The sequence below is a fragment of the Herbidospora mongoliensis genome, assembly GCF_001570545.1.
Lineage (GTDB): Bacteria > Actinomycetota > Actinomycetes > Streptosporangiales > Streptosporangiaceae > Herbidospora > Herbidospora mongoliensis.
Map to the genome: position 1 here is coordinate 153,914 of NZ_BBXD01000019.1, position 23,863 is coordinate 177,776.

Below are 23,863 nucleotides of genomic sequence, written 5' to 3' on the forward strand. Positions count from 1 at the left end.
GCCTGTTCATTGGGGCAGATTCCTGGCGCGAGCCACGGCCGGCCTCCGGCCGTCCGCGTCTCACGCTCATGTTCGGGGGGCTCTCGTGCCGCGTGACCGGCAGGCCCGGATCGCCACCTTCGCGGTGTTCTTCGTGCAGGGGCTGGCCTTCTCCACTCTGCTCACCCAGGTCGCGGCGCTGCAGCACAAGCACGGCCTGACCGAGGGTGAACTGACCCTCCTGCTGCTGGTCGTCCCGGTCATCGCCGGCGTGGGCAGCGTGCTCGCGGGGCAGGTGGCGGCCCGGTGGGGCAGCCGGTTCATGATCCTCTATGTCCAGCCGGTCGCCTGCGTCGCGGTCGCGCTCACCGGGTGGGCGGCGAACGTGCCACTCCTGGTGGCGGCGCTGGTGCTGTTCGGGCTGGGCCTGGGCGGCGTCGACGCCGGGATGAACATGCAGGGCACCGCCGTCGAGCGGCGCTACGCCCGGCCGGTGATGACCGGCTTCCACGCGCTGTGGAGCCTGGCGGCCGTGATCGGCGCGGCCTGGGCCTCGAACGCGGCGGGGATCGGGCTCGACCTGGGCCCGGTGTTCACGATCGCGATGGTCCCGGCGGTCGTGATCTCGCTGGTCGCCAACCGGTGGCTGTGCGGCCCGGCCGAAGAACACGTCGAGTCTGTTTCGGAAGCGCCGACGGTCAAGATCCCGTGGGGGCCGATCCTGCCGCTCTGCCTCGCCATGGCGTTCCTCTACGTCGGCGACGCGTCGGTCTCCAACTTCGGGTCGGTCTACTTCGACCAGGCGCTCGGCGCCGAGGCGTGGCTGGCGCCGTGGGCGCTGGGGGCCTACCAGGCGGCGACCTTCATCGTCCGGATCGGCGGGGACGCCGCCGTCAGCCGGTTCGGGCCCGCCACGATCGTGCGGGTCGGCGGGGTGGTCGCGGCGCTCGGGTTCCTGCTGATCGTGGTCGCGCCGGGTGAGGCGACGGCGATCGCCGGGTTCGCGCTCACCGGTGTGGGACTCTCCGTCGTCGCGCCGCAGTCGTTCTCGGCGGCCGGGCGGCTCGACCCGGCCGGGACCGGCGTGGCCATCGCGCGGGTCAACATGTTCAACTACGTCGGCTTCATCGTGGGCGCCGCGCTGGTCGGCGGCATCGGCGACGCCGCCGGGTTCCAGGCCGCCTTCGTCGCGCCGCTCATCCTGGCCGCCGGGATCGTGGTGCTGGCCCGGGGCTTCGCATCTCCCGTACGGCTGCCGCGAGCCGATGACCCGGCCATCGGGCGAACCCCATGACCACAGCGGGACCGGCGACCGGCTCGGCAGCCAGACCGGCCGCGACGGCCTGAGCGGCGAAGTCGCGCGCGTCCCACTCGGGCGGCAGTTCGGCGAACAGGTGCAGCCCGGCCGAGATCCCGCGGACCCTCATCTCGGGGAACCGCTCGGCCAGCGCGCCCACCAGGGCGTCGCGGCGGGCCCGGTATTCGCGCCGCATCCGCCGCAGGTGCCGGTCGTAGGCGCCGGTGGCGATGAAATGGGCCAGCGTGTACTGGTCGAGCACCGGTGACCCCAGGTCGAACTCGCTCCGGACCTTGCGCAGCTCGGCGGCGAGCGCGGCGGGCGCGACCAGCCACCCCAGCCGCAGCCCCGGCGCGAGAGCCTTGCTGACGCTTCCGGCCAGCACCACCCGGGCGGGTGCGAGCCCCTGGAGGCAGCCGACGGGTTCACGGTCGAACCGGAACTCGGCGTCGTAGTCGTCTTCCAGGATGGTCGCCCCGGTCTTGGCCGCCCAGGAGATCAGCTCGGCCCGGCGGCGCGGCGACAGCACCACCCCGGTCGGATAGTGGTGCGCCGGAGTCAGCAGCACCGCCCGGGCCCCGCTGCGGGCCAGCTCGGCGACGTCGATCCCCTCGTCGTCGACCGGCACCCCGACCAGCTCGGCCCCCGCGCGCCGCAGCAGCGGCGTCTGCCGCTCGCTCGTCGGCAGCTCGGTGGCCAGCCGCAACGGCCCGAGCGCCTGGACGACCAGCGACAACCCCTGCGCGACCCCGGTCACCACCACGACGTTCTCGGGCTCGGCCCGCGCCGCCCTGACCCGCTTCAGATAGGCCGCCAGCTCGCCCCGCAGCTCCGGCACCCCGCCGGGATCGCCGTAGTCGAACGCGTCGTGCGGCAGCGTGGCGAGCACGTGCCGGTAGGCCGCGCTCCACGCCTGCCGGGGGAAGGCCCCGAGGTCCGGCGAGGTCGGCCGCCCGCCGAAGTCACCGGAGGCGTCGGCGGGAGAGGCGGGTTCCTCGATCGTGACGGCCGCGACGGTCGTCCCGGCCCCTATCCGGGACTCGAGGAAGCCTTCGGCGACGAGTTGCTCGTACGCCTCCACGACCACCCCGCGCGAGACCGCCAGATCGCGGGCGAGATCACGGCTGGCCGGGAGCCGGGTGCCCGCGGGCAACCGGCCGGTGCGCACCGCCTCGCGGAGCTCACCGGCCACCTGGCGGGCCAGGCCGCCGGCCTGGCGGTCGAGGGAGAGATGCAGGTCGGCCAACGATTGGTCCTCGTTTTACCGGAGAAATTGGACTAATTATGTGAACCATTACATTCATAGCATCCAACGTCATGAGGAAAAGCACGACGGTGGCAGCGGCGGCGGGGGCGATGTTCCTCGTGGGCACTCTCGCCGCGGTGAGCGGCCTGATCAAGGACTATCCCCTCTACGGCGGGCAAACGGTGCGTTACACCGTCGCCGCACTGATCATGTTCGTGATCGTGAAGGCCCGCCCCCGACCGGAGGTCCACCTCACGGTAAAGGATTACGGGCTGCTGGTCGCACTCGCGGCGACCGGCCTGGTGCTGTTCAACGTGTGCGTGATCGAGTCGACGAGGGGAGCCGGACCGGCGCTCGTGGGGACGTTCCTGGCCACGGTGCCCCTGGTCATGGCGGCGATGACCTCCCGCAGACCGAAGCCCCGCGTGATCGTGGCGGCGGCCGTCGTGGTGGCGGGCGCGCTGCTGGCGGTCGGGTTCGGCGGGGGCGGGGTCGACTCGCTGCTCTGGGCGGTGGGCGCGGTCGGGTGTGAGGTGTGCTTCTCGCTGCTGGCGCTGCCGCTGCTGCCGAAACTGGGCGCGGTCGGGGTGACGGCCTGGTCGGCGGCCCTGGCCGTACCGCTGCTGGCGGTGACGGGCCTGGTGATCGACGGCGGCGCGTTCCTGCGCATGCCGACGGTGCCCGAGGCCCTCGGGCTCGGCTATCTCGCCACGGTGGTGACGTGCGGGGCGTTCTTCCTCTGGTACAGCGCCCTGCCCCGGCTGGGGCCCGGCCGCGCCGGACTGTTCGCCGGCGTGATCCCGGTCGGTGCGATCGTGACCGGGACCGTCATCGGGCTGGGCCTGCCGTCGGGCGCCGAACTGGCCGGTGCCGCGATCGTGGTCTGCGGCATCGTCGTCGGGCTGCTACCCGACCGGCCAGTGCGGGTGCGGGTCCTTCATGTCCTTCCGGACGGTCTTGATGAGCATGAAGACCAGGGCGCTGACGATGACGACCACACCGATGCAGGCGATCGCGATAAAGGCCATGATTCCTCCCGCGTTCGTGTCTAATGTCTAGTTTCTCACTATTTACACCTTCGGGCGGGGGTCCCGGGCGGTTGCCGTAAAGTGCTGGAAGACTCACACCGGCGTGATCAACGGAGGCTCGACCCCATGCCCGAGTTCAGCTACACCGACCTCCTTCCCCTGGGGGCCGATGAGACCGAATACCGGCTGATCACCTCCGAAGGGGTCCGGGTCCTCGAGGCGGCCGGGCGGCGGTTCCTCGAAGTCGAGCCCGAGGCGCTGCGGTTGCTGACCGAGACCGCGATCCACGACATCTCCCACTACCTGCGCGCCTCCCACCTGGCCCAGCTCCGGAAGATCATCGACGATCCCGAGTCGAGCGGGAACGACCGGTTCGTGGCGCTCGACCTGCTGAAGAACGCCTCGATCTCGGCCGGTGGCGTGCTGCCGATGTGCCAGGACACCGGCACCGCGATCGTGATGGGCAAGCGCGGCCGCCACGTGCTGACCGACGGGCAGGACGCCGAGCACATCTCCAGGGGCGTCTACGACGCGTACACGAAACTGAACCTCCGCTACTCCCAGATGGCCCCCGTGACCATGTGGGAGGAGAAGAACACCGGCTCCAACCTGCCCGCCCAGATCGAGCTCTACGCCGAGGGCGACGACGCCTACAAGCTGCTGTTCATGGCCAAGGGCGGCGGGTCGGCCAACAAGTCGTTCCTCTACCAGGAGACCAAGGCGGTCCTCAACGAGAAGCGCATGCTGGCCTTCCTGGAAGAGAAGATCCGCTCTCTCGGTACGGCCGCCTGCCCGCCCTACCACCTCGCCGTCGTCGTGGGGGGCACCTCCGCCGAGTTCGCCCTGAAGACCGCCAAATACGCCAGCGCCCGCTACCTCGACGCCCTGCCGACCGAGGGCTCGGCCGAGGGCCACGGCTTCCGCGACCTGGAGATGGAGCAGAAGGTCTTCGAGCTCACCCAGAAGCTCGGCATCGGCGCCCAGTTCGGCGGCAAATACTTCTGCCACGACGTCCGCGTGATCCGGCTGCCGCGCCACGGCGCCTCCTGCCCGGTCGCCATCGCCGTCTCCTGCTCGGCCGACCGCCAGGCGCTGGCGAAGATCACCGCCGAGGGCGTCTTCCTGGAGCAGCTCGAGACCGACCCGGCCCGTTTCCTGCCCGAGACCACCGAGGAGCACCTCGGCGGCGACGTCGTCAGCATCGACCTCAGCCGCCCGATGCCCGAGGTCCTGGCCGAGCTCGCCAAATATCCGGTGAAGACCCGCCTGTCGCTGACCGGCCCGCTCGTCGTGGCCCGCGACATCGCTCACGCCAAGATCGGCGAGCTCCTCGACGCCGGCGGCGAGATGCCCCAATACCTGAAAGACCACGCCGTCTACTACGCCGGGCCCGCGAAGACCCCCGAGGGCTACGCCTCGGGCTCCTTCGGCCCGACGACCGCGGGCCGCATGGACTCCTACGTCGAGCGCTTCCAGGCGGCCGGAGGCTCGATGGTGATGCTGGCCAAGGGCAACAGGTCCAAGCAGGTCACCGACGCCTGCAAGACGTACGGCGGGTTCTACCTCGGCTCCATCGGCGGCCCGGCCGCGCGGCTGGCGCAAGACTGCATCAAGAAGGTCGAAGTCCTGGAATATCCGGAACTCGGCATGGAAGCCGTCTGGAAGATCGACGTGGTCGATTTCCCGGCCTTCATCGTGGTGGACGACAAGGGCAATGACTTCTTCACCGACACAACCGGGCCGATTCTGTCCATCGGACGCAGAACCTGACGGAGTTTGACAAAAGTTCTCGACAACGAATCGGCCCGGTCTCTACAGGCACCAGGGCACAAATCGGTAAGCTGCCACCCATGCGTGCGCCAGCCGGATACCAGTTAGCCGCGCGCTACCGGCTCGTCCAGCCGGTAGGCCGCGGCGGCATGGGCACGGTGTGGCGTGCGCGCGATGAACTCCTCGACCGCGATGTGGCGGTGAAGGAGGTGCGGCTGCCGCTCGTCCTCGACGAGGAACTGCGCGCCGAACTCTGCGCCCGCACCGAACGCGAAGGCCGGGCCACCGCGATGGTCGCCCACCCCTCGGTGATCACGGTGTATGACGTCGTGACCGAAGACGACCGGCCGTGGATCGTCATGGAGCTCCTCAAGGCGCAGTCGCTCGAGGAACTGGTCAAGACCCACGGCCCGCAGCACCCCGTGCGGGTCGCCGAGATCGGCCGCCAGGTGCTCGGCGCGCTGCGCGCCGTCCACGCGAAGGGCATCCTCCACCGCGACGTGAAGCCCAGCAACGTGCTCGTCACCGACGACCGGGCGGTCCTCACCGACTTCGGTCTGGCCGCACTCGAAGGTGACGTTTCTATTACCCAGGCCGGCATCGTGCTCGGGTCGGCCGGTTACATCGCGCCCGAGCGCGTCCTGGGCGACAAGGCCTCCCCCGCCGCCGATCTGTGGTCGCTCGGGGCGACTCTCTACACCGCCGTCGAGGGCCGGGGCCTCCATGGCCGCCGTACGGCCGCCGCCGCGCTGGCCGCGCTGACCAGCGGCGCCCCCATACCGATGGACAACGCCGGCCCGCTGGCCCCGGTGCTCCGCGGCCTGCTGCAGATCGACCCCGCGGTGCGGCTCGACGGGGTCAGGGCGGCGTTGATGCTGGCCAGGATCGCCGCCGGTGGCACCGCCGAGGAGCCGATCGCGGCCCACCGGCCGCCAGTCCGGCACCCCGGCCCCGGACCTGGACCCGGCTACACCCCCGGCTACGCGCCTCCGCCCGTGCGGAAGCCGGCCCACCGGGGGCAGCACCGGGCGGAGAACCGCCCGGCCGTGCCCCGGCCGCAGGAGCAGCAGGTCCTCCCCCGCGAACCCCATCCGACCGGCGCTTACACGGCGGTGCCCATACCGGCACAAAGGCGACGGCCGGCCGAAGGCTCACACCGGAAGCCGGCCGGCTACGAGGTGCCCATCGGACCGCTGACCCGGGGCTTCTGGAACTTCGTTCGGATCGTCCTGCCGCGCCGGTTCTGGCCGAAGAAATTTCGCAAGTGAACCTAAAGCGTTCCTCAAGGCCTAGGACGCTATCTTTCTAGTCATGCAGAGCAGGCTGCTCGCGGAGCGCTACGAACTGATCTCCCCCCTCGGGCGCGGCACGATGGGCACGGTCTGGCGTGCAGTCGACCGCACGCTCGGGCGCGACGTGGCGGTCAAAGAGATCCGCCAGGACCCAGGCCTGACCCAGGGGCAGCGCACCGAACTCCGCGAACGCATGATCCGTGAAGGACGTGCGGCGGCCCGGGTGCACCATCCCTCCGTGGCGACCATCTTCGACGCGATCGAGGTCGGCGGCGTCCCGTGGATCATCATGGAACTCGTCGAGGGCCGATCGCTGGAACAGGTCGTCGACGACGACGGCCCCCTGCCCCCACGTTTGGTCGCCGAGATCGGCGCCGACCTGCTCGGCGCCCTGCGCACCGCCCACACGTCCGGCATCCTGCACCGGGACGTGAAGCCGAGCAACGTGCTGATCACCCACTCGGGGCGGGTGGTCCTGACCGACTTCGGCATCGCCAAATCGCAGGGCGACTCCGCCCTGACGCAGACCGGGATGGTCATCGGATCGCCCGGCTACACGGCTCCCGAACGCGCCCGCGGCGACTACACCGGCCCCGAATCCGACCTCTGGTCGCTGGGCGCGACGCTCTACTACGCGGTGGAGGCCCGCCCCGCCTACGAGCGGCGATCGATAGCCGAGACGCTCGCCGCCCTGATGACCGAGGTCTGCGACCCGCCCCGGAACGCGGGCCCGCTGCGCCCGGTCCTCGAGGCGATGCTGGAGAAGGACCACACCAAGCGCATCACGGCCGAACGGGCCTCCGTCCTGCTGCGAGCCGTCGCCGACACTCCGACGATGACGCAGTTCCCCTCGGCGGGATCCGGAAGCTCTTCCGGTTCCGCCCGCCCGACAGGCGGAGCCTTCGCCCCGGACGCGGTGTCGCCCTACCGGGACAGCGGCCCCGATCCCAGCGTCGACCGCCCGTTCGGCGCCCCCCGACCGGTCCTGGGCAGCACGACCAACGAACGAGACCCGAACCGAACGACGACCCCTGTGCCCTCACCGGGGACAGATGCCGCGCCGACCAGCCCGCGTACCGAAATTTCCGGATCTGAGGCTGGATCGAAGGCGTCAGGAGCAGGCGGGGCGGGCGGAGGCGCAGGCAATGTGCCCGCTGACGTTCATCCCACGTGGGCAGATCCCGATATTTCGGGATCTGGCTTTGTGAGCTCACGGCCCGATACCGCAGGTTCGGCAGGCGGGCCAGGTTCAGCAGGCAGACCAGCCTCGGCAAGCAGACCAGGCTCGGCAAGCAGGCCGGGCTCCGCGGGTGGGCCGGGCTCCGCAGGCGGGCCGAGTTCGCCGGGCGGGGCAGCTTCAGCAGGCAGGCCAGGCTCGGCAGGCGGGGCAGGTCCGGCAGGCAGGCCAGGCTCGGCAGGCGGGGCGGGTTCGGCAGGCGGGGCGGGTTCGGCAAGTGGTGCGGGTTCGGCAAGTGGTGCGGGTTCGGCCTTCAGGTCGGATTCCGCAGGTGCACGTCCAAGAGCAGATGCCGAAATTTCCGGACCTGGCACAGGTCCAAATTCTGCCGACCGCGGATCCGGATCAGGCGCTTCGGAGCCTGGCGTGCAGCCTCCGCACACAGGTCAACCGTATGGGGATGCTTCCGCTCATCCCGGTGCAGACGACCTCGGCGCGAGTGGTTGGGACGCGGGCACTTGGGGCTCAGGTGCTCCGGGCGTTGGCAGCTCCAGTGCAGGTGGTCCGGGCGCGGGCAGTTCGGGAAGCGATCCCGGTGCAGGCGGTCCGGGCGCAAGTAGTGCGGGCGGACCCAGTGCGGGCGGTCCGGGCGCGAGTAGTTCTGGCGGTCCCGGTGCAGGTGGTTGGGGTGCAGGTGCCCCCGGTGCGAGTGGCCCCGGGGCGGATGACTTCGAGGACCCCGACGCCACTCGTATTGGTCGGCCTGCCGTCCCCGGTGATCAGACCGTCGTGGTCGTGAAGTCGGACGCCGACAATCCTGCCGGGCTGGCTGATGACGTCACCGTCATACAGGGACAGCTCCCCGGTAGGCGGGTCTACCCGCCCGACCCGGGCACCCGTCGCTCCGAGATCGACTCCGATGTCACTCCCCCTTCGGCGCTCCCGCTGCCGCCGCACCCTCCGCAGCAGCAGTGGGCACCCCCACCGGCGGGTCAGAGTCAAGGCGGCTACCCGCCCCCGCTCCCCCACGGCCCGAACCAGCCCGGCTTCCCTCAGCAAAACCAGCCCGGCTTCGCTCCTGGCCAAGGTGCGTCTAGCTTCCCCTCTGGCCAAGGTCAGCCCGGCTTCGCTCCAGGCCAGGGTCAGCCCGGCTTCCCCTCAGGCCAAGGTCAGCCCGGCTTCCCTCCGGGCCAGGGTCAGCCGGGCTACCCCCCTGGCCAGGGCAACCCCGGTTCCCCGCAGGCCCAGGGCAACTACCCGATGAACCTGCCCGGCTACCAGGGCGACCCGAACGCCACCCAGGCCGTCCCCCGAGGCCTCGGCACCGACATCTTCTCCATGCAGGGCGCCGCGCCCCCGCCGCCCCCCGGCAAGCCTCGTAGCAAGAGCAGGCTGGTCCTGCTGCTGGTGCTGGCATTCGTCGCGTGCGTGGCGCTCGCCATCGTCGCCGTCTCGGCGTTCGGGGCCAACAGTGCCGCCCGGACGCCTACCGCCGGCCGGATCATCCCGCCGAGCCCGACGGCCGCCACCTACGCCCCGGAGCCGCCGGCCCCCGCTCCGGCCAAGGGCATGAAGCGGCAGCAGGGTGAGGGTTTCACGATCGATGTTCCGGCGGGCTTCGGTCGTACGGAGAAGGGAACCCAGGTCACCTTCGCGGCCAGGGGCAAGGCCAGCGTTCGGGTGGCCAAGGTCGACATCTCCGGAGACCTGCTGAAGGCGATCGAGGCCGCCGAGGCCAAGCAGCCCTACGAGGGGTACGCGCTCATCCGGATCGCCCCCCTGGAGGAGTCCCCCTACACGGGGGCCGACACCGCCGAGTGGGAGTACGCCTACGAGGGCAAGGATGGGCTGGTCCACGTCATCGCCAGGTGGGTGGATGTGCCCGACTCCGGTGCGTTCGCGGTCTACTACTCGGCCCCCGAGGCCGAGTGGGCCAAGGCCAAGAAGCTGAAGGACACCGTTTTCGCCTCGCTCAGGTTCCAGCGCGACCCCAACTGAATCATTCGTCCGTCTGGGGACAGACTGGGGTGTATGACGCGCATCGAGCATGACTCCATGGGCGAGGTCGAGGTCCCCGACCTGGCCAAGTGGCGGGCGCAGACGCAGCGTGCGGTGGAGAACTTCCCCGTTTCGGGGAGAGGGCTGGAGCCGGCGCACATCTCCGCGCTGGGCACGGTCAAGGCCGCCGCCGCCGTGGTGAACGCCTCCTACGGCCTGCTGGAGGCCGACATGGCGGCCGTGATCGCCGAGGCGGCGGGTGAGGTCGCCGCTAACCGGTGGGACGAGCACTTCCCCGTGGACGTCTTCCAGACCGGTTCGGGAACCTCGTCGAACATGAACGCCAACGAGGTGATCGCGACCCTCGCGGAGGAACGGCTGGGTCGTCCGGTGCATCCGAACGACCATGTGAACGCCGCCCAGTCGTCCAACGACGTGTTCCCCTCGTCGATCCACGTCGCCGCCGTGATCGAGGTCTGCCACCGGCTCACCCCGGCGCTGGAGCACCTGGAGACCGCCCTCCAGACCAAGGCCACCGAGTTCGCGCACGTCGTGAAGTCGGGGCGGACCCATCTCATGGACGCCACCCCGGTCACCCTCGGCCAGGAGTTCGGCGGTTACGCGGGCGCGATCGAGCTCGGCATCGAGCGGCTCCAGTCGGCGCTCCCCCGGGTCGCCGAGCTGCCCTTGGGCGGGACGGCCGTCGGCACCGGCATCAACACCCCCGACCGCGAGTGGGCCGGCAAGGTGATCGCGGAGATCTCGCGCACCACCGGGCTGCCGTTCACCGAGGCCAGGAACCACTTCGAGGCCCAGGGCGGCCGAGACGCCCTCGTCGAGCTCTCCGGCGTGTTGAAGACCGTCGCCGTCTCGCTCAACAAGATCGCCAATGACCTGCGCTGGATGGGTTCCGGGCCTCGGACGGGGCTGGGCGAGATCAACCTGCCCGACCTCCAGCCGGGGTCGTCGATCATGCCGGGGAAGGTCAACCCGGTCGTGCCGGAGGCGGTCACGATGGTCGCCGCCCAGGTCGTCGGGAACGACGCGACCATCACGATGGCGGGGGCTTCGGGGTCGTTCGAGCTGAACGTCCAGATGCCGGTGATCGCGCGGAACCTGCTGGAGTCGGTCAGGCTCCTGGGGAACGTCTCCCGGCTGCTCGCCGACCGCTGCGTAGACGGCATCACCGCGAACGAGGAGCGGCTGCGGGAGTACGCCGAGTCGTCCCCCTCAATCGTCACCCCGCTGAACAGGTACCTCGGTTACGAGGAGGCCGCCCGCATCGCCAAGCAGTCTCTCGCGGAGAAGAAGACCATCCGTGAGGTCGTCATCGCCCGCGACCATGTCGCCAACGGGACGCTCACCGAGGAACAGCTCAACGAGCTTCTCGACGTGCTCCCCATGACCGGACACATATCGGAGAAGCCCGCTATGTCGGAGCCCCACATGGGCGACAATGTCCCAGACGCGTAGATTCGGGCCCCATGACGGAAGACCTCGCCGGGCGGACCGCTCTGGTGACCGGCGCGGGCAGCGGCATCGGCCGCGCCTGCGCGATCAGACTGGCGGCGGCGGGGGCCCGGGTGGTCGTGGCCGACCTGCGGGAACCTGAGGCGGCCGACACCGCGGCCATGATCGGAGGCGTAGCGGTGACGGCCGACCTCGCCGATCCCGCCGCCTTCGAAGCAGGGCCGCTCATCGACTACGCCGGCCAAGCCGACATCATCGTGAACAACGCCGGGTTCCAGCACGTCGCGCCCATCGAGGAGTTCCCGCCGGAGATCTTCTCCCGGCTCCTGTCGGTGCAGGTGGAGGCGCCTTTCCGGCTGGTTCGCGCGGCGTTGCCGTACATGAAGGGCAACAAGTGGGGCCGGGTGGTGAACATCTCCTCGGTGCACGGGCTGCGGGCCTCGCCCTTCAAAGTGGCCTATGTGACGGCCAAGCACGCGCTCGAAGGGCTGTCGAAGGTGATCGCCCTCGAAGGGGCTCCCTACGGCGTGACCTCGACGTGTGTCTGCCCGGCGTATGTGCGCACACCGCTCGTCGAGGACCAGATCGCCGCGCAGGCGGAGGCGCACCGGATCTCGCCCGAGGACGTCGTCGAGCGCATCATGTTGCAACCGGCCGCCATCAAGCGGCTGGTCGAACCCGAAGAGGTGGCCGAGATGGTCGCCTATCTGTGCGGCCCTGCGGGATCGTTCATCACGGGGGTGTCCATTCCACTCGACGGAGGCTGGAGCGCGCGTTAATGAACGTCTTCCTGGAACTGCTGGCCAGGGAGGCCTCGGCCGTGGAGTTCGAGGGGCCGGTGCTCCAAGCGCGGGCGGCGGGGGCCGACGCGGCCACGCTGGAGGAACTCGAGCGCGAGAAGGTCGCCGCGCTGCGGATCAGGGCCGTCATGCGCAGGAGGGCCCGCCGGGAGGCGGAGCTGTCGGCGCTGTTCGACACCGCCAAGGACCTCGCGGGCCTGCGTGACCTCGACGCCGTCCTGGCCGCCATCGTGCACCGGGCGCGCGGTCTGCTCGGCACCGACGTGGCCTACCTGACGCTGAACGACGCCGAGCGCGGCGACACCTACATGCGGGTCACCGACGGCGTCATCACCGCCAGGTTCCGTGCTGTACGACTTCCTCCCGGCACCGGCCTCGGCGGCCTGGTCGCCCAGACGGGTGAGGGCTACGCGACCTCCGACTACTTCGCCGACGAGCGGTTCCGCCGCGCGATCAGCATCGACGACGCGGTCACAGAAGAGGGGCTGGTCGCGATACTGGGCGTGCCGCTGCGGCTGGGCAGCCAGGTCATCGGCGTGCTGTTCGCGGCCGACCGGGGGGCCAGGCCGTTCGCGCGCGAGGAGATCGCGCTGCTGTCGTCGCTGGCCGCGCACGCCTCGGTCGCCATCGACACCGCCCGGCGGCTGGAGGAGACCAGGGCCGCGCTGACCGAGCTGAGCGACGCCAACCGGCTGATCCGCAACCACTCGACCGCGATCGAGCGGGCCGCCGACGCCCATGACCGGATGACCGGCCTGGTGCTGCGCGGCGGCGGCGTGGAGGACGTCGCGGCGGTGGTCACCGAGGTCATCGGCGGCCGGCTGACCGTGCTCGACGGCTCCGGCGAACCCCTGGTGGGCGACCCCGCCGACGTCGACCCGAGCGTCCCGGACGCGGCGCGGGCCTCCCGCGCGCTGGGCAGATCGGTGGAGCGGGGCCGGAACCTGATCGCGTCGGTCGACGTGGGCGGCTCGGAGAGCGCCCCGCTGTGCACGCTGGTGCTGCGCACGGCCGGTCCGGTGGCCGACACCGACCGGCGCATCCTGGAGCGGGCCGCCCTGGTCACCGCGCTGCTGCTGTTGTTCCGCCGCAGCGTGGCCGACGCCGAGGGGCGGGTGCGCGGCGAGCTGCTCGACGACCTGATCGCCCGGCCGGACCTGGCCGGGCTGCCCGAGCGGGCCCGCCGCCTGGGGCTCGACCTGGCAGAGCCTCACGTGCTGGTGACCGCCAGGCACGACGGGCAGCGGGAGCGGGCCGCGTTCTGGGCGTCGTCGGAGGCGGCCCTGACGGGCGGCCTGGCGACCGCGCGCGGCGACGAGGTGGTGCTGCTGCTGCCGGGCGACAAACCGGGCGTGACGGCCAAGCGGGTGGCGGCCGAGCTGTCGGCCAGCCTGGGCCGTCCGGCCACCGCAGGGGCCGCGCGGGCCGAGTCCGATGTGGCCGCCGCCTATGAGGAGGCCCGCCGGTGCGCGTCGGCGCTGCTGGCGCTGGGCCGGGCGGGCGACGGCGCCGGCGCGGCAGAGCTGGGCTTCGTCGGGCTGGTGATCGGCGAGGGGCGTGACGTGGCGGGGTTCGTGCACGGCGCGATCGGGCCGGTGCGCGACTACGACGAGCGGAAGGGCACCCAGCTCGTCCACACGCTGGCCTCCTACTACGCGTGCGGCGGGCAGCTCACCCGGACCGCCGAGGCGCTGCACATCCACGTCAACACGGTCACCCAGCGGCTCGACCGGATCGGGCGGCTGCTGGGCGACGACTGGCAGGAGCCGGAGCGGGCGCTGGAGATCCAGCTCGCGTTGCGGCTCGGTAGTGCCTTCCGCCATCCGCCGCGCCGGTGATATGTGCCGTACGCCCATGGTTCGTGACGGGCGTCACTCCTTAGGTTGTGAGTATGAACATGGAACGAATCGGTACCGCGAGGCTGACGCAGAACGTCCGGTCGGTGCCCGGCGCCCAGGGCGAAGCGGTGCTGTTCGTGCACGGCAACGTGTCCTCCGGCGCCTTCTGGGAGGACACCCTCGACGCCCTCGCCGACACCTGCCGCCCCCTCGCGGTGGACCTGCGCGGCTTCGGCGACACCGACCCCGAGCCGGTCGACGCCTCGCGCGGGGTGCGCGACTACAGCGACGACGTGCTGGCGCTGCTCGACGCGCTGGAGATCGACCGGGTGCACCTGGTCGGCTGGAGCCTGGGCGGCGGCGTGGTGCTCCAGGCGCTCATGGACCGCCCCTCGGTGGTCGCGAGCGTGACGCTGGTCAACCCGGTCTCGCCGTACGGCTTCGGCGGCACCCACGACGTCGCCGGCACGGTCACCCACACCGACCACGCGGGCAGCGGCGCCGGTGGCGCGAACCCCGACTTCGTGGCGGCCCTGGCCGGCGGCGACACCGGCAACGGCCCGCTGTCACCCCGGCGGGTGTTCCTGACGACGTACGTGAAGAACCCCGTCCCCGACGAGGAGCGCTGGGTCGCCGCGATGCTGACCACGCGCATCGGCGACGACCACTACCCGGGCGACGCGGCCCCTTCGGAGAACTGGCCCGGCGTCGGGCCCGGCACCCGGGGCGTGCTGAACACCCTGTCGCCCGCGCACTTCCGCATCGACCTGAGCGGGATCGATCGGAAGCCGCCGATCCTGTGGCTCCGGGGCGCCGACGACGTGATCGTCTCGGACGCCTCGCTGTTCGACCTGGCCCACCTGGGCGCCATCGGCGCGATCCCGGGCTCCCCCGGCACCCCGGCGCAGCCGATGATCGCCCAGACGCGGGCGTTCCTGGACGAGTACGGCGACTACACCGAGGTCGTCATCGACGACGCCGGCCACAGCCCGCACATCGAGAAGCCCGCGGAGTTCCAGGCCGCGCTGAGGAAGCACCTCGGCTAGACCATCCCGTACCGCCGCCTGATGTCGGCGACCAGCCGCTTCCAGCGGGTGGGCGGGCGTGGGGTCTCCAGGGTCCGCACGACCGCCTTCCCGCGCTGCGTCTCGATGACGAAGCGCAGGTCGACGAGGCTGCCGTCCATGCGCAGCCTGGGCCGCCAGAAGCCCCGGGTCAGGCCGCCGCGTCCGGCGGGGAGCTTGGCGATGAGCTGACCGGCGAACTTGCCCGGCTCGCCCGGCTCGATGAGGGCCGGCGCCACGACGGTCCTGCCGCCGGCCCGGCGCAGCAGCAGTTCGGCCGACGGGCCGCCGTTAGGCGGCACGTAGGGCACCGGGACCGACACGAACACCGCGCCCTCGTGGGCCGACACCGTGGCCGCCTGGGAGACCAGCGCGATCGACTCGGCGAACGAGCGGGGTTCGACGCAGACGCTCAGCTCACCCTTGTCCGACCAGCAGGGCACCACGAGCCGCCGGGGATACTCCGCCATCATCCCGGCCGAGGTGATGATCCGGTCGGGACGCCCGACGCGGGTCCTGGCCGGGTTCACGCCGCGCATCCGCACGTGCACCTCCCACACGCCCGCGTCGAGGGGCCGTCCGAAGGCGGCGGTGCCGACGTCGAAGCGGGCGTCGCCCGAGGCGCGCAGCCGCACGCCCCCCTCGACGGGGAGCCGCTCGACCTCGCCGGTGACCGGCAGGAAGTGCATCTCGCCCGTCTGGGAGTGCCGGACGTACACCTCCATCCGCACCTCGTGGGCCGCCTCGGTGATCTCGCGCAGGGCGGGGTCGAGCCGGTCGACCTTCGACGGCGGCACCCACCAGACCCGGTCGCCCTCGGCCGCGAACACCATCGGCGAACCGTCGGCGTTGAGCAGCTCGGCGGTCAGCGTGAGCGACAGCACGTGGCCCTCCCAGCGCAGGTCGCCGAGCTCGGCCCCGAGCCGGGTCCCGCGCGCCGCCCTGGCCAGGTCGGCGACCCCCTTCGCGTCCCCGGTACGCAGCAGCGCCGCCCTGGCCCTCAGGTGGACCGGCAGGTGGGTGTCGAGGGTCCCGGGGAACCGGGCGGCGGTGATGGCCTTGAGGTGGCCGTACAGAAGCTCCTGACGCTCGGCCGGAAGGCCGAGGAACGAGGGGCCGAGGCGGTGCAGGGCGACGCTGCGGAACCAGTGCGCGGCGATGCGGTCGCGCTGGACGCCCGGCTCGGTCTGCGCGTCGACGATGTCCATGATCGCGCTCAGCCCCGCGACGAGATCCCAGTCGCCCGGCTCGGGCTCGTTCGCCGGCGCCACGTGGCAGACCACGTGCCCGGCCGCCACCGCGATCACCTTCGCCGACAGGTAGGCCCGCAGCACGAACGCCTGCTCCGACAGCGCCCGGTCGGCGAACCGGAGCTGGCAGGTCTCGATGAACTCGCGCCGGAACAGCTTGTGCGCGGTCACCGCGCTGAGCAACCGGTCGCGGAGCAGGTCGGCCCGGTCGCGGTCACGGGTGAACGCGGCGGCGGGCGGCCCGTCGCCGGTCAGCCGCCCGACCAGGACGTCGGCCTCGGTCTCCCTGGCCCGGTCGAACAACCGCCCCAGCGCGCCCGGCTCCAGCCGGTCGTGGGCGTTCATCAGGAAGACGTACTCGCCCAGTGCCACCGACAGCGCGGCGTTGCGGCCGTGGGCCGGGTCGCCGGTGCGGTCCAGGTGCAGCACCCGCACGTTGGGCCGGGTGGCCGCGAGGGCGTCGAGGCGCTTGCGGGTGCCGTCGGTCGAACCGTCGTCCGCGAAGATCACTTCATAGTCGTCCGGCGGGAGCTCCAGCAGCGAGCGCACGCACGCGTCGAACGAGTCGTCGGCGGGCCCGGCATTTCCGACAGGGACCGCGACGGAGACTTTCAGCCCTTGGCGCATTCCCTCAGCGTGCGGGGAATGCGCCAAAGGGCGGTTCAGCCTTGCCGAAGGCTGACCATTCCTTACCTAGTACCAACCCACTCGCTGGCTGTGCCCCCAGGCGCCACAAGGTGAGCCGTAACGACCCTTGATGTAGCCAAGACCCCACTTGATCTGGGTGGCCGGGTTGGTCTGCCAGTCGGAGCCGGCGGCGGCCATCTTGCTGCCGGGCAGCGACTGCGGAATGCCGTAGGCCCCGGAGGAGCGGTTCATCGCCCGCTCGTTCCAGTGGCTCTCCTTGTCCCAGAGCTTCTCCAGGCAGCCCCACTCGCCCTCCCAGCCCATGGCGGCGTTCATCTGCTTGCCGAGGGCCTTGTTGGAGCCGGGGTCGGGGCTGGATCCCGGCGGGAAGTCGGCCGGCAGGAAGCCGCCGCCACCGGGCGCCTCCTTCGGGATCTCGACGCTGTCGTCGGGGCCGAAGGCCTTGCGCCCCTTACGGCCGCCGGCGAGCTCGGCCTCCTGCATGGCCGAGGCGGCGTCGGCCTTCAGCGCGTCCGCGCGCGGGTCGTTGCCGATGATGTCGGGGCTGAACCCGAGGATGTCGATCGGCGTCTGCGGCCGCTGGGAGTTCTCGACCGCGGTTTTGACGAGAAAGGTGGTGAACCCCGCGATCAGGGCCACCGTGACGCCGGTCACGATCAGGCGCTTGGGGGTGAACAACGGGCCTTTGTGCCGCTTGGGTGGCGGCGGGGGCTCCGACGAGCTCGGCTGGGACGGCGGCGGGGGCGTGGGCGGCGACGCGGGGCCGCGGGCGCGACGGGCCCCGGGGCGGCGTTCCCTGACAGGCTGACCAGAACTCACGACCTATGAGCTTGCCGTGTAGGGGTGGGTGGTCCGCAACCGATTCGCGAAACCCGCTTGACTACTTCTTTAGACAAAGGCCCCTAACGAGGACTTTCTTCGCTGTTGTGATTTTCGTCACACACTATTTCGTCGCCTTGTGCCAGCTTGTTCCGGTCCGGGCAGGCCGCATAATGACCGGATGGCAGGCATCCTCCTCGTTGAAGACGACCCCTCGGTCCGCACGGGACTCGAGCTCGCACTCGCCCGCCAGGGACACTCGATCACCGCGTTCGGCACCGGCGAGGAGGCCCTGGAGCACATCCGGGCGCGGCGGCCGGAGATCGTCATCCTCGACGTCATGCTGCCCGGCATCGACGGCGTCGAAGTGTGCCGCCGGATCCGCAAACTCGACTCGCTGCCCATCATCCTGCTGACCGCCCTCGGCGACGACCTCGACGTCGTGGTCGGCCTGGAGGCCGGCGCCGACGACTACGTGATCAAGCCGGTCGAGCCCCGCGTCCTCGACGCCCGGATAAGGGCGATCCTGCGCCGCATGGAGTCGGCCTCCACCGACCGCGTCACCTTCGGCGAACTCATGATCGACCGAGGCGCCCTGAAGGTCACCCTGGAGGGCCGCGAGGTCCACCTCACCCCGACCGAGCTGCGGCTGCTGCTGGAACTCGTCCGCCACCCCGGCCAGGTGCTCAACCGGCGCTACCTGCTGCGCTCGGTGTGGGACCACACCCACGTGGCCGACTCGCGTCTCGTCGACGCCTGCGTGCAGCGCATCCGCGCCAAGATCGAGCCGACGCCCGGCGACCCCGTCTACATCCACACGGTCAGGGGCTTCGGTTACCGCTTCAGCGGCCCATGAGCAGTCTGCGCAAGCGGCTCGTCGTCACCTTCACGGTCGTGGCGGTGACGGCCTCGTTCATGGTCGCCGGGATCGGCTACCAGATCGTCAGGGGCGAGCTGCTGCGCCGGGCCGAGTCGAGCGCGGTCGAGGACGTCCGCGACACGATGAACCGGCTGACCCTGCCCGTCGGCACCAGCGACCTGCTGTGGCCCAACGAGGTCTCCGTCACCGACGACGACCTGCGCGACCTGGTCACCAGCCTCAGCGGCCCCGACCGCCAGGTGATCGTCGAATACGGCCAGGAGCCACCCAGGTTCTCCGAGGGCGCCCAGGTCACCCCGGCCGACATCCCCGACGACGTGCGGGCCGCCGCCCGCACCCGGATCGCCTACCGCACCATGGAGGTCCGAGCCCAGCCGGCGCTGGTGGTCGGCACCGACGTGAAACGCGAGACCGGCAGCGGCGCGGTCCGCTCGACCGGCATGTCGGTCTTCGTGTTCGTCTCCATGACCGACGTCGACCGGGTGCTCGTCAACCTGCGCGCCGCCCTGCTCCAGGCCGGCTCGCTCACCATCGTCCTGGCGCTCACCGTCGCGCTGCTGTCGGCCCGCCAGGTCCTTCTTCCGGTACGCCGCCTCGGTGAGGCCGCCCGCGCCCTGGGCGCCGGCCGGCTCGACACCCGGCTGCCGGTCCACGGCCGCGACGAACTTGCCGAGCTCACCGCCACGTTCAACGAGACGGCCGAGGCGCTGGAGAAGACCGTCCAGGAGCTGTCCTCGCTGGAGGCGATGTCGCGGCGGTTCGTCGCCGACGTCTCCCACGAGCTGCGCACCCCGCTGACCACCATGACCGCCGTCACCGACATGCTCTCCGACGAGGCCGAACGGCTGCCGGCCGACGCGGGGCAGGCGGTCCACCTGGTGGTCGCCGAGATCGAGCGGCTGCGCTCGCTGGTCGACGACCTGATCGAGGTCAGCCGGTTCGACTCCGGCGCGGCCGTGCTCCGCCGCGAGATCGTCGACGTCGGCGACGAACTGACCGAGTGCCTGGAGATCCGCGGCTGGACCGACCAGGTGACCCTCCGGGTGCCCGACGGCCTGACCTACCAGGTCGACCCGCGCCGCTTCGACGTGATCGTCGCCAACCTGGTCGGCAACGCGCTCAAACACGGCAAACGGCCGGTGACGGTGTCGGCCAAGGTCCTGCCCAGCGGGTTGGAGGTCCGCGTCCGCGACCACGGCCCCGGCATCCCCCGCGAGGACCTGCCCCACGTCTTCGACCGCTTCTTCAAGACCGGCGCCAACCGCGCCCGCTCGGGCGGCAGCGGCTTGGGCCTGTCGATAGCCAAGGCCAACGCCGAACTGCACCGGGGCACGATCACGGTGAAGCTCGCCGACCCCGGCACCCAGTTCACGTTGTGGATACCGCGCCCATGACCCGATGGCTGTGTTGTCTGTTGCTGCTGGTCGCCGCGTGCGGCGTCACCTCGACCGGCGTCCAGGACGGCGGCCCGCCGCCGGTGATAAGCCCGAAGGCGGCCGTGGCGACGGTCTACCTGCTGCGCGACGGGAAGCTGGAGCCCAGCTCCGTCGCGGTGGCCTCCCACTCGATGGACAACGTGATGGCCGCCCTCTTCGAGGCGGGCACCCGCTCCACCCTCGGCCTGACCAGCGAACTCAACGGCCTGACCTGGCAGACCAGCCAGCTCACCCGCTTCGGGGCGGTGCGCAACGACCCCGACAACGCCGACGGCTTCCGGCTGTCCCTGTTCGTCAGCGGCGGACGGCCGATCACCAAAACGGCGCAGGCCCAGATGACCTGCACCGCCATGCGGCAGCGGCAGGACATCTGGGCCGTGAAGATCACCAGAACGGACGCCACCGGCCCGGTGTCCTACGGTGAGCACACCTGCCGCGAGTACTGGAACCTCGCGGCCCCGGGCCGGCAGCTTCCTCGTTAAGGCGTGATGTCTTCCAGCATCTCGGTCACCAGGGCGGCGATCGGGGACCGTTCCGAACGCGTCAGGGTGACGTGGGCGAACAGCGGGTGGCCCTTGAGCTTCTCCACCACCGCCACCACACCGTCGTGCCGGCCGACCCGCAGGTTGTCGCGCTGGGCGACGTCGTGGGTCAGCACGACCCGCGAGTTGGCGCCGATGCGCGACAGGACCGTCAGGAGCACGCCGCGTTCCAGCGACTGCGCCTCGTCGACGATCACGAACGCGTCGTGGAGCGACCGGCCGCGGATGTGGGTCAGTGGCAGGACTTCGAGCATGCCCCGGTCGAGGACCTCCTCGATCACCTCGGGCGTGGTCACCGCGCCCAGGGTGTCGTAGACGGCCTGCGCCCACGGACCCATCTTCTCGTTCTCGCTGCCGGGCAGGTAGCCGAGGTCCTGGCCGCCGACCGCGTAGAGCGGGCGGAAGACGATGACCTTGCGGTGCTGGCGGCGTTCGAGAACGGCCTCAAGGCCCGCGCAGAGCGCCAGCGCCGACTTGCCCGTGCCGGCCCGTCCGCCCAGCGAGATGATCCCGATCTCCGGGTCCATCAGCAGGTCGAGCGCGATGCGCTGCTCGGCGCTGCGGCCGTGGAGTCCGAAGATCTCGCGGTCGCCGCGCACCAGGCGCACCGACTTGTCCGGGAGCACCCGTCCGAGTGCGGAACCCTTGCTGGTCAGCAGCCGCAGACCCGTGTGGGTCGGTAGTTCGCGCGCCTCTTCCAGTTCGGTGCCGCCGTGTTCGAACAGCGCCTCCACATGTTCTGCGGTGACCTGGAGCTCGGCCATGCCGGTCCAGGTCTCGTCGGATTCGGCGACCAGCTCCGCCCGGTATTCCTCGGCGGTGAGGCCGATCGAGGCGGCCTTGATCCGCATCGGCAGGTCTTTGGAGACCAGCACGACGTCAAGGCCCTCGGAGGCCAGATTCTGCGCGACGGTCAGGATGCGCGTGTCGTTGTCGCCCAGCCGGAAGCCGGCCGGAAGGCCGGACGGATCGCTGTGGTTGAGCTCGACCCGTATGGTTCCCTCGCCCATCGGGATCGGCTCATCGAGGCGGCCGTGCTGGACACGCAGATCGTCCAGGAATCGCAAGGCTTTACGAGCGAAGTATCCCAGCTCGGGATGGTTTCGCTTGCCTTCCAGCTCTGTGATCACGACGACCGGGAGCACCACTTCGTGTTCGTCGAACCGGCTCAGTGCGGCCGGATCGGCGAGCAGGACAGAGGTGTCCAGGATGTACGTGCGCCGGGAGGTGCCAGGCGAGTGACCGGACTTGGACGGGTTGGACAATGCCACGCGTTCTCCCCCGGGCGCCTGGGGTCGGCGCCCTGCCTTGACTGGTGGTGAACGGACCGGGCCCGGACGCCCCGAAGGGGGAACCGGGAACCGGCCCCACCTGCGAAGTCATCAAGACGCAAGAACGGGCCCTCTCCCGAGGTGAGCGTGGATGCTCACTCCTTACGGTACGTCCTGAATCCCCCTGCGCCAACGCTCCAATCCTTGCCGAAAGGGGGTGTTCACATGCCGTTTCAGAATCCGTACCGACGGTTACGCGCGGCGTAGGCGCGAAGTGCCCGCAAAAAGTCCACTCTGCGGAAGTCTGGCCAGTAGGCCTCGCAGAAGTAGAACTCGGAGTGGGCGCTCTGCCAGAGCAGGAATCCAGAGAGTCGCTGCTCTCCCGAGGTCCGGATGACGAGATCCGGATCGGGCAGGCCACGCGTGTAGAGATGCTCGGCGATGTGCTCCACATCGAGGACCTCCACGAGGTCTTCGATGCTCGCGCCCTTGCTCGCGTGCTCCTGGAGGAGGGAGCGCACCGCATCAGCGATCTCACGTCTTCCTCCATACCCAACGGCAACGTTCACAATCAGCCCAGGTCGGTGTGATGTTGCTTCTTTAGCATTTTTCAGGACATGGGCGGTGTGGTCGGGCAGCAGGTCCAGGGACCCCATCGGCTTGACGTGCCAACCCTGTTCGACCAGGTCACCGACCAGATTCTCGATCACCTGGAGGAGAGGTTCGAGCTCTCCCTTGTCCCGGGAGAGGTTGTCGGTGGAGAGCAGCCAGAGGGTGACGTATTCGACGCCGGCCTCCTTGCACCAGGCGAGGAGCTCGGAAATCTTGTCCGCGCCCTTCTGGTGGCCGTGGCGGACGTCCTCGTGGCCGTTCGAGCGGGCCCAGCGGCGGTTGCCGTCGACGATCACGCCGACATGGCGGGGCGCCTGTACCGAGGTGAGCTTTCGTTCGAGCCGGCGTTCGTACACCTTGTAAACAAGATCCCGCACGCCCATGACGCCCCCCGGTGATTCGCTTGAGCCCGCTGTCGCATGACAGGCATGGTCAAACAATTATCGGGGGCGCGATGCGGTCCCCGCTCCCGAAATGAGGGAGCTGTTACGTTCCATCCCATATTGGGTGCCAAGCCGGACTTCTGCCTCAGTCACCACAGAACTCAGAAACATCAGGAGTTCTCCCGAAGTGACTATCGCCCGCAACCCGGCGCCCGAGGCGCCCCACGCCTCGACATATGCCCGCCTGATCAGCCGCCACCGTCCTTTGACGCCCTTGGCGGGCACCCAGATCGGGATGAGCCTGACCTGGCAGCGGAGTTCTCCGCCGCCCACGATGTCGGTACGGCTGCGATAGCGGAACCCGAACAGCTCCCCCTCGTCGCCGTCACCGGGGAACCGGTCGTCGGGGTCGTCCCAGGCCACCTGGGACTCCCGGGCCTCGGCCACCGACCGGGCCAGCCGGGCCAGGAACCAGCCGCAGCGCTCCCCGACCGAGCCGTAGGCCACCCCGTCGCGGAACAGCTCCAGCGTGACCTCGTAGGGCACTCCGGCGCTGTCGCGGCATGCCACGGGATCAACCGTCAGGTATGACCCATCAACGCACCGTAGTCCACCCACGCCACAGAGGGTATCCCGGGCACACCTCGCCAAACCGGTCCTACCGGGATTGATCCCTCTTTGGGGTAAGTCGCCACCAGTGCCGCTTTTGTTCTTGCGGCGCTTCCGGCGGTTCGGGCAGCAGCCCTCTCGACCGCACCCACTCGGCGAAAGCCGCCGCGTCGGCTCGCGAACCGCCCTGGGGTTTCGGGCGGCCGGAAGCGTACCCCTGGAACTCCCGGCCGAAGGAGGACCCGAGCGCCTGGACGACGTCGGGCCGGGCGACGGCGACCAGCCCGCGTCGTTTGGCGATCAGACTGCCCGCCTGGATGCGCAGCCGTTCGGCGTCGAACCCCTCGGGCGGCGCGGCCCCGGCCACGAGGGCGGCCAGCAGGGCCCGTTGCTGGTCGGCGAGCTGGGCACGCGGGTCAGACATGACTCAGCACCACGGTCAGGCCGGTCGACC

19 protein-coding genes and 1 pseudogene are annotated in these 23,863 nt (G+C 70.6%); 13 read left to right on the forward strand and 7 right to left on the reverse strand.

Annotation, left to right across the window (positions count from 1 at the left end):
- Window positions 1–85: 85 nt before the first annotated feature.
- Window positions 86–1,273, forward strand: coding sequence for an MFS transporter (locus tag AW272_RS28505; RefSeq protein WP_066371533.1), 1,188 nt, complete (start codon window positions 86–88; stop codon window positions 1,271–1,273).
- Here AW272_RS28505 and pdxR read toward each other — a convergent pair.
- Window positions 1,176–2,522 (reverse strand): MocR-like pyridoxine biosynthesis transcription factor PdxR, encoded by a 1,347-nt coding sequence (gene pdxR / locus AW272_RS41175; protein WP_083958760.1) that lies wholly within the window; start codon window positions 2,520–2,522, stop codon window positions 1,176–1,178. The genes AW272_RS28505 and pdxR overlap by 98 nt on opposite strands.
- Window positions 2,523–2,593: 71 nt before the next feature.
- Between pdxR and AW272_RS28520 the strand changes: the two genes are divergently transcribed.
- From AW272_RS28520 to AW272_RS28565, 9 genes and pseudogenes are all read left to right on the forward strand, one after another.
- Entirely contained in the window at window positions 2,594–3,574 is a 981-nt protein-coding gene (locus tag AW272_RS28520) for a DMT family transporter (protein WP_157518847.1), read from the forward strand.
- A gap of 102 nt (window positions 3,575–3,676) precedes the next feature.
- A complete protein-coding gene (locus AW272_RS28525) occupies window positions 3,677–5,320 on the forward strand; it encodes a fumarate hydratase (RefSeq protein WP_066371550.1) in 1,644 nt (547 codons plus the stop codon).
- Window positions 5,321–5,400: 80 nt separating this feature from the next.
- Window positions 5,401–6,588, forward strand: a complete 1,188-nt coding sequence (locus AW272_RS28530) for a serine/threonine-protein kinase (protein ID WP_066371552.1) — start codon at window positions 5,401–5,403, stop codon at window positions 6,586–6,588.
- A 103-nt stretch (window positions 6,589–6,691) separates the two neighbouring features.
- Window positions 6,692–7,351 (forward strand): annotated as a pseudogene (locus AW272_RS46130) (serine/threonine-protein kinase); the annotation flags it as partial.
- Between the two features lie 1,698 nt (window positions 7,352–9,049).
- Window positions 9,050–9,787, forward strand: coding sequence for a serine/threonine kinase C-terminal domain-containing protein (locus tag AW272_RS45325; RefSeq protein WP_066371557.1), 738 nt, complete (start codon window positions 9,050–9,052; stop codon window positions 9,785–9,787).
- Window positions 9,788–9,820: 33 nt separating this feature from the next.
- Window positions 9,821–11,260, forward strand: a complete 1,440-nt coding sequence (locus AW272_RS28550; protein ID WP_066371559.1) for a class II fumarate hydratase — start codon at window positions 9,821–9,823, stop codon at window positions 11,258–11,260.
- Between the two features lie 11 nt (window positions 11,261–11,271).
- Entirely contained in the window at window positions 11,272–12,036 is a 765-nt protein-coding gene (locus AW272_RS28555; RefSeq protein ID WP_066371562.1) for a 3-hydroxybutyrate dehydrogenase, read from the forward strand.
- Entirely contained in the window at window positions 12,036–13,895 is a 1,860-nt protein-coding gene (locus tag AW272_RS28560; RefSeq protein ID WP_066371563.1) for a helix-turn-helix domain-containing protein, read from the forward strand. Before AW272_RS28555 ends, AW272_RS28560 begins: the two co-directional genes overlap by 1 nt.
- Before the next feature lie 59 nt (window positions 13,896–13,954).
- Window positions 13,955–14,941, forward strand: a complete 987-nt coding sequence (locus AW272_RS28565) for an alpha/beta fold hydrolase (protein ID WP_218011106.1) — start codon at window positions 13,955–13,957, stop codon at window positions 14,939–14,941.
- On the opposite strand, the gene AW272_RS28570 is transcribed toward AW272_RS28565, so the two are convergent.
- Both AW272_RS28570 and AW272_RS28575 read right to left on the reverse strand, forming a co-directional pair.
- The gene (locus tag AW272_RS28570; protein ID WP_066371566.1) at window positions 14,938–16,836 is read right to left on the reverse strand and encodes a glycosyltransferase family 2 protein; all 1,899 of its coding nucleotides are present in this window, start codon (window positions 16,834–16,836) and stop codon (window positions 14,938–14,940) included. The two genes, AW272_RS28565 and AW272_RS28570, sit on opposite strands and share 4 nt — an antisense overlap.
- A 66-nt stretch (window positions 16,837–16,902) precedes the next feature.
- Window positions 16,903–17,535 carry an aggregation-promoting factor C-terminal-like domain-containing protein gene (locus AW272_RS28575; protein WP_245657764.1) on the reverse strand — a complete coding sequence of 211 codons (633 nt, stop codon included), beginning with the start codon at window positions 17,533–17,535 and terminating at the stop codon, window positions 16,903–16,905.
- A gap of 322 nt (window positions 17,536–17,857) precedes the next feature.
- Here AW272_RS28575 and AW272_RS28580 point away from each other — a divergent pair, with 322 nt between their 5' ends.
- Genes AW272_RS28580 through AW272_RS28590 form a run of 3 tightly spaced genes read left to right on the forward strand, consistent with a single transcriptional unit; the run spans window position 17,858 to window position 20,474 of the window.
- Entirely contained in the window at window positions 17,858–18,532 is a 675-nt protein-coding gene (locus tag AW272_RS28580; protein ID WP_061298466.1) for a response regulator, read from the forward strand.
- Entirely contained in the window at window positions 18,529–19,950 is a 1,422-nt protein-coding gene (locus AW272_RS28585; RefSeq protein ID WP_066371569.1) for an ATP-binding protein, read from the forward strand. The genes AW272_RS28580 and AW272_RS28585 overlap by 4 nt, the downstream gene beginning before the upstream one ends.
- Entirely contained in the window at window positions 19,947–20,474 is a 528-nt protein-coding gene (locus AW272_RS28590) for a hypothetical protein (protein WP_157518848.1), read from the forward strand. Before AW272_RS28585 ends, AW272_RS28590 begins: the two co-directional genes overlap by 4 nt.
- On the opposite strand, the gene phoH2 is transcribed toward AW272_RS28590, so the two are convergent.
- The 4 genes from phoH2 to AW272_RS44540 all read right to left on the reverse strand — a co-directional run bounded on the left by phoH2 (window position 20,471) and on the right by AW272_RS44540 (window position 23,833).
- Window positions 20,471–21,745, reverse strand: a complete 1,275-nt coding sequence (gene phoH2 / locus AW272_RS28595; RefSeq protein WP_218011113.1) for an RNA 5'-3' helicase PhoH2 — start codon at window positions 21,743–21,745, stop codon at window positions 20,471–20,473. The two genes, AW272_RS28590 and phoH2, sit on opposite strands and share 4 nt — an antisense overlap.
- Window positions 21,746–22,038: 293 nt before the next feature.
- Window positions 22,039–22,800, reverse strand: a complete 762-nt coding sequence (locus AW272_RS28600) for an isoprenyl transferase (protein ID WP_066371575.1) — start codon at window positions 22,798–22,800, stop codon at window positions 22,039–22,041.
- A 57-nt stretch (window positions 22,801–22,857) separates the two neighbouring features.
- Window positions 22,858–23,370 (reverse strand): hypothetical protein, encoded by a 513-nt coding sequence (locus AW272_RS28605; RefSeq protein ID WP_245657765.1) that lies wholly within the window; start codon window positions 23,368–23,370, stop codon window positions 22,858–22,860.
- Between the two features lie 88 nt (window positions 23,371–23,458).
- On the reverse strand, window positions 23,459–23,833 hold the full coding sequence (locus AW272_RS44540) for an SCO6045 C-terminal-like domain-containing protein (RefSeq protein WP_066371579.1): 375 nt from the start codon (window positions 23,831–23,833) through the stop codon (window positions 23,459–23,461).
- Window positions 23,834–23,863: the final 30 nt, after the last annotated feature.

Bases quoted from the DNA above. Each gene is read 5' to 3' on its own strand.
- AW272_RS28520 (WP_157518847.1), top strand. From the start codon at position 2,594: ATGAGGAAAAGCACGACGGTGGCAGCGGCGGCGGGGGCGATGTTCCTC.
- AW272_RS28525 (WP_066371550.1), top strand. From the start codon at position 3,677: ATGCCCGAGTTCAGCTACACCGACCTCCTTCCCCTGGGGGCCGATGAG.
- AW272_RS28530 (WP_066371552.1), top strand. From the start codon at position 5,401: ATGCGTGCGCCAGCCGGATACCAGTTAGCCGCGCGCTACCGGCTCGTC.
- AW272_RS45325 (WP_066371557.1), top strand. From the start codon at position 9,050: ATGAACCTGCCCGGCTACCAGGGCGACCCGAACGCCACCCAGGCCGTC.
- AW272_RS28550 (WP_066371559.1), top strand. From the start codon at position 9,821: ATGACGCGCATCGAGCATGACTCCATGGGCGAGGTCGAGGTCCCCGAC.
- AW272_RS28555 (WP_066371562.1), top strand. From the start codon at position 11,272: ATGACGGAAGACCTCGCCGGGCGGACCGCTCTGGTGACCGGCGCGGGC.
- AW272_RS28560 (WP_066371563.1), top strand. From the start codon at position 12,036: ATGAACGTCTTCCTGGAACTGCTGGCCAGGGAGGCCTCGGCCGTGGAG.
- AW272_RS28565 (WP_218011106.1), top strand. From the start codon at position 13,955: ATGGAACGAATCGGTACCGCGAGGCTGACGCAGAACGTCCGGTCGGTG.
- AW272_RS28570 (WP_066371566.1), bottom strand. From the start codon at position 16,836: ATGCGCCAAGGGCTGAAAGTCTCCGTCGCGGTCCCTGTCGGAAATGCC.
- AW272_RS28580 (WP_061298466.1), top strand. From the start codon at position 17,858: ATGGCAGGCATCCTCCTCGTTGAAGACGACCCCTCGGTCCGCACGGGA.
- AW272_RS28585 (WP_066371569.1), top strand. From the start codon at position 18,529: ATGAGCAGTCTGCGCAAGCGGCTCGTCGTCACCTTCACGGTCGTGGCG.
- AW272_RS28590 (WP_157518848.1), top strand. From the start codon at position 19,947: ATGACCCGATGGCTGTGTTGTCTGTTGCTGCTGGTCGCCGCGTGCGGC.
- AW272_RS28600 (WP_066371575.1), bottom strand. From the start codon at position 22,800: ATGGGCGTGCGGGATCTTGTTTACAAGGTGTACGAACGCCGGCTCGAA.
- AW272_RS44540 (WP_066371579.1), bottom strand. From the start codon at position 23,833: ATGTCTGACCCGCGTGCCCAGCTCGCCGACCAGCAACGGGCCCTGCTG.